Annotated in this window: 11 protein-coding genes and 1 pseudogene; all 12 read left to right on the top strand. The window is 52.4% G+C overall.

Annotated features, from left to right (window positions below):
* A partial coding sequence (locus tag EFBL_RS21565) for a sigma-54 interaction domain-containing protein (RefSeq protein ID WP_231705893.1) occupies nt 1-1,043 on the top strand: 1,043 nt, incomplete at its 5' end.
* A 222-nt stretch (nt 1,044-1,265) separates the two neighbouring features.
* Complete coding sequence (locus tag EFBL_RS19040) at nt 1,266-2,339, top strand: Glu/Leu/Phe/Val family dehydrogenase (RefSeq protein WP_096184217.1); 1,074 nt, start codon at nt 1,266-1,268, stop codon at nt 2,337-2,339.
* Between the two features lie 87 nt (nt 2,340-2,426).
* Nucleotides 2,427-3,849: pseudogene (gene lpdA / locus EFBL_RS19035) on the top strand (dihydrolipoyl dehydrogenase).
* A 30-nt stretch (nt 3,850-3,879) separates the two neighbouring features.
* Nucleotides 3,880-4,866, top strand: coding sequence for a thiamine pyrophosphate-dependent dehydrogenase E1 component subunit alpha (locus tag EFBL_RS19030; protein ID WP_096184107.1), 987 nt, complete (start codon nt 3,880-3,882; stop codon nt 4,864-4,866).
* 14 nt (nt 4,867-4,880) lie between these two features.
* Entirely contained in the window at nt 4,881-5,864 is a 984-nt protein-coding gene (locus EFBL_RS19025) for an alpha-ketoacid dehydrogenase subunit beta (RefSeq protein WP_096184105.1), read from the top strand.
* Nucleotides 5,865-5,905: 41 nt separating this feature from the next.
* Nucleotides 5,906-7,156, top strand: coding sequence for a dihydrolipoamide acetyltransferase family protein (locus EFBL_RS19020; RefSeq protein ID WP_096184103.1), 1,251 nt, complete (start codon nt 5,906-5,908; stop codon nt 7,154-7,156).
* 37 nt (nt 7,157-7,193) lie between these two features.
* The gene (lipA, locus tag EFBL_RS19015; protein ID WP_096184102.1) at nt 7,194-8,108 is read left to right on the top strand and encodes a lipoyl synthase; all 915 of its coding nucleotides are present in this window, start codon (nt 7,194-7,196) and stop codon (nt 8,106-8,108) included.
* Nucleotides 8,109-8,296: 188 nt separating this feature from the next.
* Nucleotides 8,297-8,893: an RNA polymerase sigma factor gene (locus tag EFBL_RS19010; RefSeq protein ID WP_165912459.1), complete on the top strand. Its 597-nt coding sequence runs from the start codon at nt 8,297-8,299 to the stop codon at nt 8,891-8,893.
* On the top strand, nt 8,886-10,010 hold the full coding sequence (locus EFBL_RS19005) for a TolB family protein (RefSeq protein ID WP_165912458.1): 1,125 nt from the start codon (nt 8,886-8,888) through the stop codon (nt 10,008-10,010). Before EFBL_RS19010 ends, EFBL_RS19005 begins: the two co-directional genes overlap by 8 nt.
* 27 nt (nt 10,011-10,037) lie before the next feature.
* Nucleotides 10,038-12,335, top strand: coding sequence for a DUF8725 domain-containing protein (locus EFBL_RS19000; RefSeq protein WP_131927644.1), 2,298 nt, complete (start codon nt 10,038-10,040; stop codon nt 12,333-12,335).
* Nucleotides 12,332-13,273 (top strand): ABC transporter ATP-binding protein, encoded by a 942-nt coding sequence (locus EFBL_RS18995; RefSeq protein WP_096184094.1) that lies wholly within the window; start codon nt 12,332-12,334, stop codon nt 13,271-13,273. The genes EFBL_RS19000 and EFBL_RS18995 overlap by 4 nt, the downstream gene beginning before the upstream one ends.
* Nucleotides 13,270-14,148, top strand: coding sequence for an ABC transporter permease (locus EFBL_RS18990; protein ID WP_096184092.1), 879 nt, complete (start codon nt 13,270-13,272; stop codon nt 14,146-14,148). The genes EFBL_RS18995 and EFBL_RS18990 overlap by 4 nt, the downstream gene beginning before the upstream one ends.
* The last annotated feature ends 78 nt before the right edge of the window (nt 14,149-14,226 follow it).

The raw sequence follows: 14,226 nt of genomic DNA, 5'->3' as shown, positions 1-14,226 counted from the left end.
CAGAAATCAAAAAATTGACCGAAGAACTGGACCAAGCCAAAAAGCTGATCCGCAAACTGGAGGCAAAATACACGTTTGACGATATCATTGGGACATCCGGTGAAATGCAGATGGCCATCGAGCAGGCGAAAGTTGCGGCCCAAACTCCTGCTACCGTTCTGCTCCGGGGAGAATCGGGAACCGGGAAGGAAATGTTTGCTCACGCCATTCACAGCGACTCGGTCCGGCGATATAACCAGTTTGTGCGGGTAAACTGTGCCGCCATCTCGGAGACACTTCTCGAAAGCGAATTGTTCGGGTATGTGGAAGGGGCATTTACCGGCGCCGTACGCGGAGGAAAGAAGGGGTTGTTTGAAGAGGCTTCGGGCGGAACCATTTTCCTTGATGAGATTGGAGAACTGTCGGTCAGCACCCAGGCAAAGATTTTGCGCGTGCTCCAGGAGAAAGAAATCCTGCGAGTCGGTTCTTCCAAACCTGTCTCTGTGGATGTGCGGGTGATTGCCGCCACACATGTGGATCTGGAACAGGCAATACGCAACGGACGTTTCCGGGAGGATCTTTACTACCGCCTGAACGTCTTGCCCATAGTGATTCCGCCCTTGCGGACCCGCAAACAGGATTTGCCTGCTCTTTGCATGAGGCTGATTCACAAGTTCAATCAGGAATACGGACGGAATGTGGAAAGGATTTCTGAAAGTGCCCTGGCCCGGCTGATGCAGTACGATTGGCCCGGCAATGTGCGGGAGTTGGAAAACGTCCTCGGCCGCGCCATCATCAATATGCAATTTACGGAAACTGTCATTGAAGCGGAACACCTGCCGGAACTTCAACAGCACAGACAGCAGCAAGAATCCAAGAAGGGGTGGACAGACCAGGGAGAAACTGTTCAAACACTTGACGCGGTATTGTCCGAGGTTGAACGAAACCATATACTGAAAGCCTTGCATGCGGCTTCGGGAAACAAAACGAAAGCGTCACAGATGCTGGGAGTCTCCGTGCGGCATCTGTACAACAAGCTGGAAAAGTTCAATATCAAAGTGTAAGTACACATGAAATTTATTTCATGAAATTTTGTTCATAACGATGAAGAAAGTTTCACATATTTTTCAAAATTGAATAGGGATACACATTGTAAGCGCTGTCATTTTAGTGTTGGCACGTTACTTGCATATAATATTGTGCCAAAGGCTTTCTCACAGACTTATCGTTCTTCCATTTCACCATCTCAGCTCAAGGGGGACTCGAAAGTGCAAATTTTTGAGTACATGCAGCAATACGACTACGAACAACTCGTGTTTTGTCAGGACGAAGCTTCCGGCTTGAAAGCGATCATTGCCATCCATGACACGACATTGGGACCTGCATTGGGGGGCTGCAGGATGTGGACATACGCATCAGAATCGGATGCAATAGAAGACGCTTTGCGTTTGGCGCGAGGAATGACGTATAAAGCGGCTGCAGCCGGCTTGAATCTGGGCGGGGGAAAGACTGTCGTGATCGGCAATCCGAGAACTGACAAGAGCGAAGCTCTGTTTCGTGCCTTGGGCCGGTATATACAGGGGCTGAACGGACGGTATGTCACTGCCGAAGACGTGGGCACCACCGTCCATGACATGGATATCATCCATCAGGAAACCCGGTTTGTAACTGGTGTTTCGGAAGCTTTCGGTTCCTCCGGCAACCCGTCTCCCATGACGGCGCTTGGAGTTTTTCGCGGGATTCAAGCTACCGCCAAGGAAGCCTTTGGCTCCGATTCGCTTGCAGGCAAAACAGTTGCCGTTCAGGGTGTCGGAAACGTCGGATATTATCTTTGCAAACACCTGCATGAGGCGGGAGCCAAGCTGATAGTAACAGACATCAATGAGGAAAACCTGACCCGGGTGCGCAACGAGTTCGGGGCTGAGGTTGTGTCGCCATCCGCCATATTTGGGGTAGAGTGCGATATCTTTGCGCCCTGCGCATTGGGGGCGGTTCTTAACGATGAAACAATCCCCCAGCTCAAATGCAAAATCGTTGCGGGTTCGGCCAACAACCAGCTAAAAGAGGAGCGGCACGGGGATCGCCTGGAAGAGCTCGGCATCCTATATGCCCCCGATTATGTCATAAATGCAGGCGGCTTGATCAATGTGGCGGATGAACTGGAAGGGTACAATGCCGATCGGGCCAGAAAAAAAGTGGAAAACATCTATAACATTCTGCTCAATGTGTATCAAATTGCCAAGGCAGAAGGGATTCCCACCTACAAAGCGGCCGATCGCTTGGCTGAGAAAAGAATCGAAGCATTGCGCCGTTCACGCAGCACTTTCCTGATGAACGAACGGAACCTTTTGCAGAAATAATATCTTACTTTTTCAGATCCCCAGCCAAATATCGGATGAACAGCTTCTGAATTCCGTCACTTTGCTGGGTGAAGTTTGGGGGTACTTATGGCAGACCAATATGACATCCTGATTTTGGGAGGCGGAACCGGCGGCTATGTGGCAGCCATCCGCGCCGCTCAACTGGGACTGAAGGTTGCGGTTGTCGAGAAGGAAAAAGTGGGAGGAACCTGCCTGCACAAAGGGTGTATGCCTTCCAAAGCAATGTTGAAAAGTGCGGAAATGTACCAAACGGCAAAAAAAATGAATGAATTCGGCGTCCTGACGGCTGATGTGTCACTGGACTTCGCCAAGGTGATGGAACGTAAAGACAAGGTTGTCAGCCAATTGCACAAAGGGGTTCAGCATCTGCTGAAAAAGAACAATGTACCTGTGATCGAGGGCTTTGGACGCGTAATGGGGCCATCCATCTTTTCGCCCCGGGCGGGTGCGGTTCGGATCGAGCGTCAGGATGGGGAATCGGAGATTCTGACACCAAACAATGTGATCATCGCCACCGGCTCTCGTCCCAAAGCGCTTCCCGGTCTTGCTTTTGACGGTGACCGGATCATCAACTCCGACCATGCTTTGCAATTGGAAGAGGTGCCGAAATCCATCATCATCATCGGGGCGGGGGCTATCGGCGTGGAATGGGCTTCGATGCTCAATGATTTTGGCTGTGAAGTCACTCTTGTCGAGTACATGCCGCACATTTTGCCTCTGGAAGATGAAGAAGCGGCAAATGAACTGGCACGCAATTTCAAGAAACGCAAAATGAAAATCTTGACTTCTGCCAAAGTCTTGCCGGAAACGGTGGAAATCGGAGAGCAGGGCGTATCGGTTCAGGTACAACAAGGCGAGAAAACAGAAACCCTGCATGCCGAGAAAATTCTGGTGGCTGTAGGGCGTGAAGCGGCATCTGACAATATTGGGCTGGAAGCGACCGAAGTAAAAACCGACCGGGGAATCATTCAGGTGAATTCCTATATGCAGACTGCAGAATCCAATATATTTGCCATTGGTGACGTAATCGGAGGATTGCAGCTGGCCCATGTGGCCCGCTCACGAAGGAATCGTGGCGGTCGAGAAAATAGCGGGATTGAATCCCCATCCGATCAATTACGATCATGTTCCCCGCTGCACTTATTCCCGTCCGGAGGTGGCCAGCGTGGGGATAACCGAGAAGCAAGCCAGAGAACGCGGCCATGAGGTGAAGGTCGGCAGCTTCCCCTTCCGCGCCATCGGAAAGGCTCTGGTTAACGGTGAAGTTGACGGTTTTGTCAAGATTGTTTCCGATGCCAGGACCAACGATTTGTTGGGTGTGCATATGGTAGGGCCGCATGCAACAGATATGATTTCGGAAGCGGGGCTTGCCATGGTACTGGATGCAACCGCATGGGAAGTGGCAATGTCAATCCATCCCCACCCGACCTTGGCGGAGGCTATAGGGGAAGCGGCACTGGCAGTGGACGGAAAAGCGCTCCACGTATAAAGAACTTAACTCCGTGAGGGAGGCAGAAATATGAACAAGCATGAAGAGTTAGGTCTGTCGAAAGACCAATTGCTGGAGATGTATTCTTACATGCTGCTGGCACGGCGTCTGGATGAGCGCCAGTGGCTGCTGAACCGTGCAGGAAAGGTTCCGTTTGTGATTTCCTGCCAGGGGCAGGAAGCTGCCCAGATTGGAGCCGCTTATGCCTTGGACAGACAAAACGATTACGTTTGTCCTTATTATCGGGATTTAGGTGTTGTTCTGGTGTTCGGCCAAACGGCAAGGGACACGATGATGGCCGCTTTTGCCAAACCTGAAGATCCCAATTCGGGCGGGCGGCAAATGCCGGGACATTTCGGCGGAAAAAAATACCGCATTGTAACGGGGTCCTCCCCAGTGGCGACACAGGTTCCCCATGCGGTGGGGATTGCCCTTGCGGCCAAAATGCGCGGGGAGCAAACAGTGGCATTTACTTCCCTTGGCGAAGGCTCAACCAACCAGGGGGATTTTCACGAGGCGTGCAACTTTGCGGGTGTTCACAAGCTGCCGGTAATCTTTTACGTGGAGAACAACAAATACGCCATTTCCGTTCCGATCAGCAAGCAGTTGGCCTGTGAAAATGTGGCTGATCGTGCTTTGGGGTACGGAATGCCCGGCGTAATCGTTGACGGAAACGACGTGCTGGAAGTCTATCGGGTGTTCAAGGAAGCGCGGGAACGTGCCGTCAGAGGGGAGGGGCCCACTTTGATTGAAGCCAAGACCTATCGTTTGGTTCCGCATTCCTCCGACGATGACGACCGCAGCTACCGTTCGCGGGAAGAAGTGGAAGAGGCGAAGAAGAGAGACCCGATCCTGAAGTTCAGGGAGTACCTGATGCAGCAAGGATTCCTGACGGAAGAACTGGCCCAACAGTTCGAGGAGCGCGTGATGAAAGAAGTGAACGAAGCGACGGAAGCGGCGGAAAAAGCGCCTTATGCCGAACCGGAAAGCGCGCTGCTGCATGTGTACGCCGACTAAGGGGGAACGGGAACGTGGCGATCAAGACGTATATTGAAGCGATAACGGATGCGATGGCGGAAGAAATGGAGAAAGACCTGCGGGTGTTTGTCCTGGGCGAAGACGTTGGAGTCCGCGGGGGCGTGTTTCGGGCAACCGCCGGTTTGATTGAGAAATTTGGCGAACAACGGATTATGGATACACCGCTGGCCGAGTCGGCGATTGTCGGTGTCGCGGTGGGTGCCGCCATGGTGGGCATGCGCCCGATTGCCGAAATTCAGTTTGCCGATTTTATTATGCCCGCCTACAACCAGATCGTATCGGAGGCGGCCCGGATTCGCTACCGCTCCAATGGCGACTGGACATGTCCCATCACCATTCGGGCCCCGTATGGCGGCGGTGTGCATGGAGCACTTTACCATTCCCAAAGCGTGGAGGCACTTTTTCACCATGTACCGGGACTTAAGATTGTGGCTCCTTCCACTCCCTATGAAGCAAAGGGACTGTTGAAGGCAGCAATTCGCGATGAGGATCCCGTTCTGTTCTTTGAACACAAACGCTGCTATCGTTTGATTAAAGGGGAAGTTCCGGAAGACGATTATGTGCTTCCCATCGGAAAAGCGAATGTGAAGCGGGAAGGTACGGATATTACCGTCATCACCTACGGGTTAATGGTTCATTTCTGTTTGGAAGCAGCAGAGCAGCTTGCACAGGAAGGAATCTCCGTGCATGTGGTCGATCTGGTAAGTCTCAAGCCACTGGATGTGGAAACCATTCTTGCTGCGGCCAGAAAAACGGGGAAAGTGCTGATTGTTCACGAGGATAACAAATTTGGCGGCATAGGTGCCGAAGTGTCAGCCATGATATCGGAAGAAGCGTTGTTCGATCTGGATGCCCCGATTCAGCGCTTGTGCGGTCCCGAGATTCCGGCGATGCCATACAGCCCGCCGTTGGAGAAGTTCTATCTGTTGAATCCCGCCAAGATTGCGGATGCCATGCGAAAATTGGCAGAATTCTAAGTTGATCGGAGATAATCATCCTGTGAGAGGGAGGGTACGGCATGGCAGAGATCAAGATGCCCCAGCTTGGCGAATCCGTGACGGAAGGAACGATCGCCAAGTGGCTCAAAGGTCCCGGCGACAAGATCAATAAATACGATCCGATTTGTGAAGTGATTACCGATAAGGTGAACGCCGAAGTACCATCCGACTTTGAGGGGGTAATGGCAAAAGTTTTGGTTGGGGAAGGGGAAACTGTCCCCGTTGGCACCGTTATTGCCGTAATTGAAGAAGCGGGAACAGGAACGGAACCAACAGTTTCAAGTCCGACGGAAAAGCCGGTGATCCCGGTTTCTCCCGGGCGGGTCCGTTTTTCGCCGGCTGTCATGCATTTGCTGCAAGAGCACAATTTGAACCCGTCCTTAATCAAAGGCACTGGAGCCGGCGGACGCATCACCCGCAAAGACGTACTGGCCCATATTTCTGGCAGCCATGTTCAAAAATTACCTCAAGTTCAAGCACCATCGCAAGTTCAAGAACCGCCTGTCGTGGATCAAGTGGTTCCGGCAAGTTTGAATTTGGCGGCGAATGCACAAACTCTTGACAATGGAGATCTGGAAGTGCCTGTAACTCCGGTTCGCCAAACCATTGCCAAACGAATGGCGGAAAGCAAGTATACGGCACCCCATGCCTGGACCATTGTGGAAGCCGATGTTACCAACCTGGTCAAATACCGGGAAGCGGTGAAGGATTCCTTCAGGCAGAAAGAAGGAATTTCCCTCACCTTCCTGCCGTTCTTCATCAAGGCGGTAGTGGAATCTCTGAAAGAATTTCCAATCTTGAACTCGACATGGGCCGGCGATAAGATTATCATTAAGAAACGAATCAACATCTCGATTGCGGTGGCAACGGACGATGCCCTGTTTGTACCCGTAATCAAGGATGCAGACCGGATGTCGATTCTGGGGCTTGCCCAAGCAATCCATGATCTGGCAAGGAAAGCCCGGGCAGGCAAACTGACGCCGGATGACATATCGGGCGGTACGTTTACCGTGAACAACACAGGGGCTTTTGGGTCCATTCTGTCCCAGCCGATCATCAATTCGCCCCAAGCGGCTATTTTGTCTATGGAATCAATAGTGAAACGTCCCGTCGTGCTGGAGGAGAACGATGCCATTGCCATCCGTTCCATGATGAACCTGTGTCTGTCATTCGACCATAGAGTGCTGGATGGGCTGGTTTGCGGCAATTTCCTGGCCGCTGTCAAGCAGCGTCTGGAATCCTTTGACGGAAGCAGTGTGAATCTGTACTAGCAGCAGTCGGCCACGGGACTCTACGGAGGTGTCAATAATGGAAGAGCTCAACATTTTGAACGACCCGGAACCTGCGTCGAACAAACCTCTTCGCCGTCCCGATTGGCTGAAGATCAAGCTCAGTACAAATGAGAACTTTTCCGAACTGAAGAAGCTGATGCGGGGGAACCGGCTTCACACCGTCTGTGAAGAAGCGCGATGCCCCAATCTTTTCGAATGCTGGGCAAACCGGACAGCGACCTTTATGATACTCGGTTCCGTCTGCACCCGGGCCTGCCGGTTTTGTGCGGTTACCTCCGGCCTGCCCACGGAACTCGACTGGGAGGAACCGCAACGGGTTGCCGAATCGGTGGAGATTATGGGGCTGCAGCATGCAGTTGTCACGTCGGTGGCCCGGGATGACCTGCTGGATGGCGGTGCGTCAATCTTTGCCGCAACGATTCGCGCCATCAGAGAGAAGCGTCCCTTGTGTTCGGTGGAAGTGCTGATTCCCGATTTCCAGGCAAACTGGGATGCCCTGAAGGTCGTAATGGATGAGCGGCCCGACATATTGAATCACAACATCGAGACGGTTCGGCGCTTGTCTGACAAAGTCCGTTCCAAAGCCAAGTATGACCGCTCTTTGGAACTGCTTCGCAGAGCCAAGGAAATGCAGCCCGACATTCCCACCAAGTCCAGCATCATGCTTGGCGTTGGGGAAACATATGAAGAGGTCTTGCAGACAATGGACGATCTGCGGGCAGTTGATTGTGACATCATGACCATCGGCCAGTATTTGCAGCCGACGAAGAAGCACCTGCCGGTGGTCCGGTTCTGGACTCCCGAGGAGTTTGCGGCCCTGAAGGAAGAAGGGATGAAGCGGGGCTTCAAACATGTGGAGTCAGGCCCTTTGGTGCGCAGTTCCTACCATGCCCACGAACAGGTGCAACAGGCGGAAGCTATCGTCAAATAATCGGAGCCCCTTGCCGATTCGGTTCGGCGGGGGCGTACTTATTTGGCAGACCCCAATGTGCAAATATGCTTTATGATTGAAGGGTGCTCAGCACCTTTTTTTAATGGCCGAAAAAATTTTTTCATAGAACCTGTGACTATTTCCGGTGTCGTGCGTTTTACAGGATGAAGGCGAGAGGAGGGATCCGGTTGTTCTCCGGCAGAAAGAAACGATGGGCGTCGACAGGCAAGGAGGAAGGAATCGTTGAAGCGAACCAGCTCCCTCCCGACCCATCGGAACAGTTTGCGTCTTTGTACGACGAATACTTTGACAAGGTGAACCGGTATTTGCGGTACCGGATCGGAAACTATTGGGACGCGGACGACGTAACGGCGGTTGTATTTACCAAAGCCTTTGAAGCCTGTCGCCGGGATGGGGTTTCCGGGCATTTCGGGCCGTGGATTTTTCGGGTGGCGCAAAACGCTTACGTGGACTATCTGAGGAAAAAAGGACGCACCTTAACGGCTGACCAGGAGCTGGACGGTGAAATATCGGACGGCAAATGGCAGACGGAAGAGGCGCTTATGGTGAACGAAAACACCAGAACTTTGCACCAGATGCTGGAACAATTGCCGGATGAGTACCGGGATGTGGTTTCGATGAAGTATATCGCCGAACTGAAGATCAGCGAAATCGCCACCGTTCTCGACAAATCGGAAGGGGCTGTAAAAACGCTGCTGTACAGGGCAATTCGCAAACTTCGAGAAATGTATGAGGACGAAGAAAGGAGGGAGCGCGATGAATAACGAACCGTGGGATCAGGATCATGTTCTTCCGCCGCAATTGGCCAAAGACTTGTCATCCCTCAGGGAATCGATCCATACCAATGAGCTGCTGAGGGCGAAACTTCGAAAGCAGTTGTTGACCGAAATCGCAGAGGCTGCCGGTGACCGGCCCCGCTCCCCGGACCCGGACAATCAGCGGAAGCAGCTGTGGAAACTGGGTCCCGCAGTGACAGCGGGGGTTGTATTGTTGGGTATTCTGGCTTACAACCTGTCAGCAGGACCCGGCGAGTCACAGGTGAAAAATGTAGACGTAATTCAACAGCGTCAATTGCTGACTCTCAATGCTGATTCATCAACGATGCCATCCCCATCTGTATCAAGCGACATGCGGTTTATGGCTTATGAGCGAAATAACACCATTTGGATACACGGGTTGAGCAGCGGATCCAGCCAGGAGCTTCTTTCGCCTCCTTCAGGCGGCAGTTACCGGGACCCGTCTTTTGCCCCGGATGGATCCATGATTGCAATCAGCGTTCGTGCTCAGGATCGGGCTACAATCGCTACGGTATCGCTCCGCACCCGTGAGCTGCGGGCCCTTACTTTTCCGCCACCGGGATTTGCCGACATTCAGCCCGCCTATTCCAGAGACGGCAACTATCTGGCATTCATTAGAACCAAGCTGCAGGCGGATGGAAAGTCACATGAAGACGGAGAGTTGTGGGTCATGAAGACAGATGGTTCCGAGGCGGAGAAAGTCATCGATCATGCACTTGAGCCCGCGTGGTCGCCGGATGGGAAGCAGTTGACATTCTCCCGTTCATACGGTACTGGACCAAACAGCAAACGACACATCATGACGGTAATCAGGAACGGAACCGGCGAGGAAAAATTGGCCGAGGGCAGAATGCCGGCCTGGTCTCAAAACGGTCAGTACATCGCATATGTGAGTCCAAAATCGGAGATCTGGGTGATGGATGTGTCAGGAAGCGGCAACACCCGGTTATCCATGGTGTCGATCAACACGGAAACGGATGCCAGACCTGTATGGTCCGGGAATGGGAACAGCATTTTTTTTGTACGGCGGGTTGAGCCGTCTGGTGCCTTAAATATCCAGCAATTGGATCTGATGTACAAATAATCGGCTCGGAGGACTGGGATGAGAAATATGAAAACGTTGCGCATGGCCGCATTGGTCATAATGGTAGGAATCGCCTCGTTGTTTGGGGCCAATCCCGCGACAGCCGCAGGCGAAACGGATACGCTGATCCTTACTGCTGAAGTGGGAGTCGACAACTATTATAAGCAAAACAGATGGACACAGGTCAAAGTATCCGTAACGAACAACGGACCGGACTTGCAAGGAACCGTTCGCTTGACGCACAGAAGCTTGAAATCCGGGATGTTTGAACAACCAATTTCAGTTGCTTCCGGACAGTCGGCCTCCGTTGTGCTGGAAGTGCCGGGAACAGCCATCAATCCGGAAACCATGGCAGTCGTTATGCAAGATGGCAAAGAGCTGCAGAAACAGTTTCTGCGGCCGAATGCCATGGTGGGGACATTGACCGCGACAATCGGCGGAAAGAATCTGTTTTCTTTCTTGGTCCAACAGACGGCTCCTTCTTCAGGAACCACCATTGTCCGCCCCCTCAATGAGTCAGACATCGTCTCGGCAACGGGCATGGAAAGCGTCGACCTGCTGGTGGTCAATGACCTCTCTGCCGCAAACCTTCAGGCAAAACAGGCTGACGAAATCCGCAAATGGGTGGAATTGGGAGGGACCCTGGTTGTTGGCACCAAGCCGAATTTTTCAGGAGATGCAGGTCTCTTGAAGGAATTGCTGCCGGCCAAGATCAATGGGCAATCAAGCCTCAATCTGACCGTCATGAATCAGTTTGCAAAAGGGCAACCGCTTACAGGGGAACTTTCGGTGGCGACCGTACAGACTATAGACGGCAGGGCACTCCTTAAGCACAATGAGCTTCCGCTTGTCGTCGAGAAGAAATTTGGAACCGGCCGAATCATTCAGGCTCTTTATGATCTGGAAACGGAACCGCTGGCTTCCTGGAACGGAAATACGGAACTTTGGCGCAACCTGCTCGGCATGGACAGTGTCGAATTTGATAGGTCCATGCGCGGGGACACGGGAGAATGGGCTCTTGTCAATGCAAGTGAATATATTCCCCAGTTGAAGCTGGCTCCTATCGGGACAGTTGCCATCCTGTTCCTGGCATACCTGCTCGCAGCCGGCCCCGGCATCTATTTGATCCTTCGCAGAAAGGACAGACGGGAATGGGGATGGGTGGCTCTTCCCTCGCTGGCCGTTCTGCTGGCAGGAAGTGTGCTGGTGGTCGGTTTTCAATCCCGTGGTTCCGGGGTATTCAACCAGGCCGCCGGGGTGGTGGAAATAGCCAATCCGAAATTCGCCAAGGTGGAAGCGGCCCATTCCTTTGTAGTAACAAAAGGCGGGGATTACAAGGTGGAACCGGCGGAAGGAGTTTATCTGTATCCACATGTTATTGGACGTGAACCGGCTGATATCAGCAGGATGGTTGAGAACGGCAAAAATGTCATCCTCTATAAAAATGTGGATTATATGACGATCCGCATGGCTGTAGCAAAAGGAGCGGTCAGGGATGCCGGTTTCATCGAGGGACAAATGAAATTGGCTGACAACCGGATCATCGGTTCCATAACCAACAAGAGCCGTTTCAATCTGCGTGACGTCCGTCTTGTGCTGGGTTCCAGAGTCTTGTTGCTTCAGGATCTGCCAGTAGGGAAGAGTCAGTCGCTTACTATTTCCCTGGAAGATCAATCCGGTTCCATGATGAACAACGACCGGCCGTCCACCCAGGAACTGCTGCCGGTTGGGGCGGATCCGAATGGATTGAATCAACGATATTATCAGCTGCTTGATTATGCAGGGAGCCGCAAGCCTTTTATGAGCGGTAGGGCAACCATTGTCGGTTGGACAGAAGATCCGCTTTCCACGGCTACCATAACAGACGGGGAGAACAATCGCGGCGCGTTGTATCTGGTAAGACAGGACCTTCCCATTGATTTTGCCAAAGGAGTTCAGGTCACGCTCACAAACGGCTTGTTGGATGTACGTGTGGCAGACCAGTCCGGGATTGTCGACCGGGGACCCGACATGTTGCCGGTTATCCGAAACGGCCAAATGACTTACGAGATTCAGACACCCTCTGCCATCCAGATGAAAGTAAACCGGGTGGAGATCAAACTCAACCACCCTGAGCTAAAGAATTTGCAAGTCAAACTGTTCAACCGGAAAACTTCCCAGTGGGAAGACCTGAAGGCGGGAAGTTCGTTGAAGCTTGAAGGAGCGAAGCTGTCTGACTATGCCAATGACAAAAACAGTTTGCTGATTCAACTGGCAAACCCCACATCCAACCACTTTATCACGCCGGTGCCGGTGATCATTTTTGCAGGGGAGGTGACTTCATGATCCGGATTGAAGGGCTTACCAAACGGTTTGGCAAATTCACGGCCGTGTCCGAACTGGATCTTTATATTCCGAAAGGATCGGTGTTCGGTTTTGTGGGACCCAACGGGGCCGGAAAGACGACTACCATGTCAATTCTGGCCACATTGCTTGAGCCAACCAGCGGACGGGCGTTTGTCGGGGATTATGATGTCACCGTACATCCCAGGGCCGTAAGACAATTGATTGGCTACATGCCGGATTTCTTCGGAGTCTATGACAATTTGAAGGTGACCGAATACCTGGACTTTTATGCGGGAGCTTATGAGATTCCGGTTTCGAACCGGGCTGTTCTGATACGGGACTTGCTGGATCTGGTCAATCTGTCGGACAAGGTGGACTCCTATGTGGACCACCTGTCCAGGGGGATGAAACAGCGTTTGGGACTTGCCAGAAGCCTGGTGCATGACCCGGAAGTGCTGATACTGGACGAACCTGCTTCGGGACTGGATCCCCGGGCACGGATCGAGATGAAAGAGATCCTTAAAGAATTGCGGAGGATGGGGAAGACCATCTTGATCAGTTCCCACATCCTGCCGGAACTGGCTGAGATGTGCACGGATATCGGAGTGATTGAAAACGGGAAGCTGGTGGCTGTGGGCAGTGTGGATGAGATTGCATCCAAAGTCTATGAAAGCCGCTTGTTGCGAATCAAGCTGCTGCCAACTGTGACGGAAGCGCAGCTGCAGCGGGCCACTGCTTTGTTGAAAGGGAAACAGGGAGTCCGCCATTTCAAAGTTTCGGACAATACTTTGGAAGTGGCGTTTGACGGTACAGAGCAGGATCAGCAATTGCTGCTGGCCGCATTGGTTCAGGAACAGCTTCCGGTAGTCAGCCTGTCGGAAGACACGGGGAATCTGGAAGATATCTTCCTCGCCATTACGAAAGGGGTGGGATCATGAATCCGGTGTTGGTCAAAGAATTCCGGCAGCGTTGGCGTACCGCCAAGACACCGCTGATCATATCACTGTATTTGCTGGTAATTGGCGGGTTGGCTTTCTTCTTCATGTATGAGCAGATTTTTCGCAGGGGATATATTCAGGTTGGGCAGAGCAAGAACTTGTTCATGATGTTGTCCCTGCTGCAAATGGCATTGATCGCTTTTGTTGCCCCGGGATTGACATCCGGAGTCATCAGCGGGGAGCGGGAGCGGCAGACGTTGAACCTGCTGCTGACCACCCACCTGTCGCCAACATCCATTGTTCTGAGCAAACTTCTTACATCCGTATCCTTTGTGCTGCTGCTGATCGTTTCCACCCTGCCGTTGTATGCGATGGTGCTCCTGTACGGAGGGGTTTCCCCGCTTCAGTTGGTGGCAGCATTCGGATTCTTTGTATTGTTGATTCTGTTTTGCGGTTCTTTCGGAATCCTTTGTTCCGTTTGGTTTAAACGGACCAGTGTCAGCACGGTGGTGGCGTACGGCGTTCTGTTTGTCATTCTGGCGGGAGCCCCGTTCCTGTCGTTTATTCTCGAGGATTGGTTCTGGCGGGGAAATCTCTATCCCAACTATCCCTACCTGAACAATAACCCGTATATCAATTCATTGCCGGTTATTTTTCAGGCGATGAGCCCACCCATGATGCTGCTGCATTTCTTCGAACCGCGAACGTTTCCCAATATGCCGGAGCGGGGTGGGCCGCTTCTGGACATGTGGGTCAGCAATCCGTGGCCCATCTTCCTGACGGTGTTTCCGCTTTTGACATTGATCCTGATCGGTCTAAGCATCTATCTGCTGCATCCGGTCCGTCCAAAGTGGAGACGTCGGCAAAAACATTAATTCAGTTTGAATTCCAGGGGGCCAAACGGCCCTCTTTTTGTTGCACATATTTAGAAGGCTCTAACTATATAACAATCC

Origin of the sequence: Effusibacillus lacus, assembly GCF_002335525.1 — a bacterium.
Classification (GTDB): Bacteria; Bacillota; Bacilli; order Tumebacillales; family Effusibacillaceae; genus Effusibacillus; species Effusibacillus lacus.
The sequence above is the reverse complement of the archived record's forward strand: the minus strand, read 5'-3'. Positions and strand labels throughout refer to the sequence as shown.

Excerpts from the sequence above, each read along its gene's own strand:
- EFBL_RS18990 (WP_096184092.1), top strand. The coding sequence starts at position 13,270 with ATGAATCCGGTGTTGGTCAAAGAATTCCGGCAGCGTTGGCGTACCGCC.
- EFBL_RS19000 (WP_131927644.1), top strand. The coding sequence starts at position 10,038 with ATGAAAACGTTGCGCATGGCCGCATTGGTCATAATGGTAGGAATCGCC.
- lipA (WP_096184102.1), top strand. The coding sequence starts at position 7,194 with ATGGAAGAGCTCAACATTTTGAACGACCCGGAACCTGCGTCGAACAAA.
- EFBL_RS19020 (WP_096184103.1), top strand. The coding sequence starts at position 5,906 with ATGGCAGAGATCAAGATGCCCCAGCTTGGCGAATCCGTGACGGAAGGA.
- EFBL_RS19040 (WP_096184217.1), top strand. The coding sequence starts at position 1,266 with ATGCAGCAATACGACTACGAACAACTCGTGTTTTGTCAGGACGAAGCT.
- EFBL_RS19005 (WP_165912458.1), top strand. The coding sequence starts at position 8,886 with ATGAATAACGAACCGTGGGATCAGGATCATGTTCTTCCGCCGCAATTG.
- EFBL_RS19030 (WP_096184107.1), top strand. The coding sequence starts at position 3,880 with ATGAACAAGCATGAAGAGTTAGGTCTGTCGAAAGACCAATTGCTGGAG.
- EFBL_RS18995 (WP_096184094.1), top strand. The coding sequence starts at position 12,332 with ATGATCCGGATTGAAGGGCTTACCAAACGGTTTGGCAAATTCACGGCC.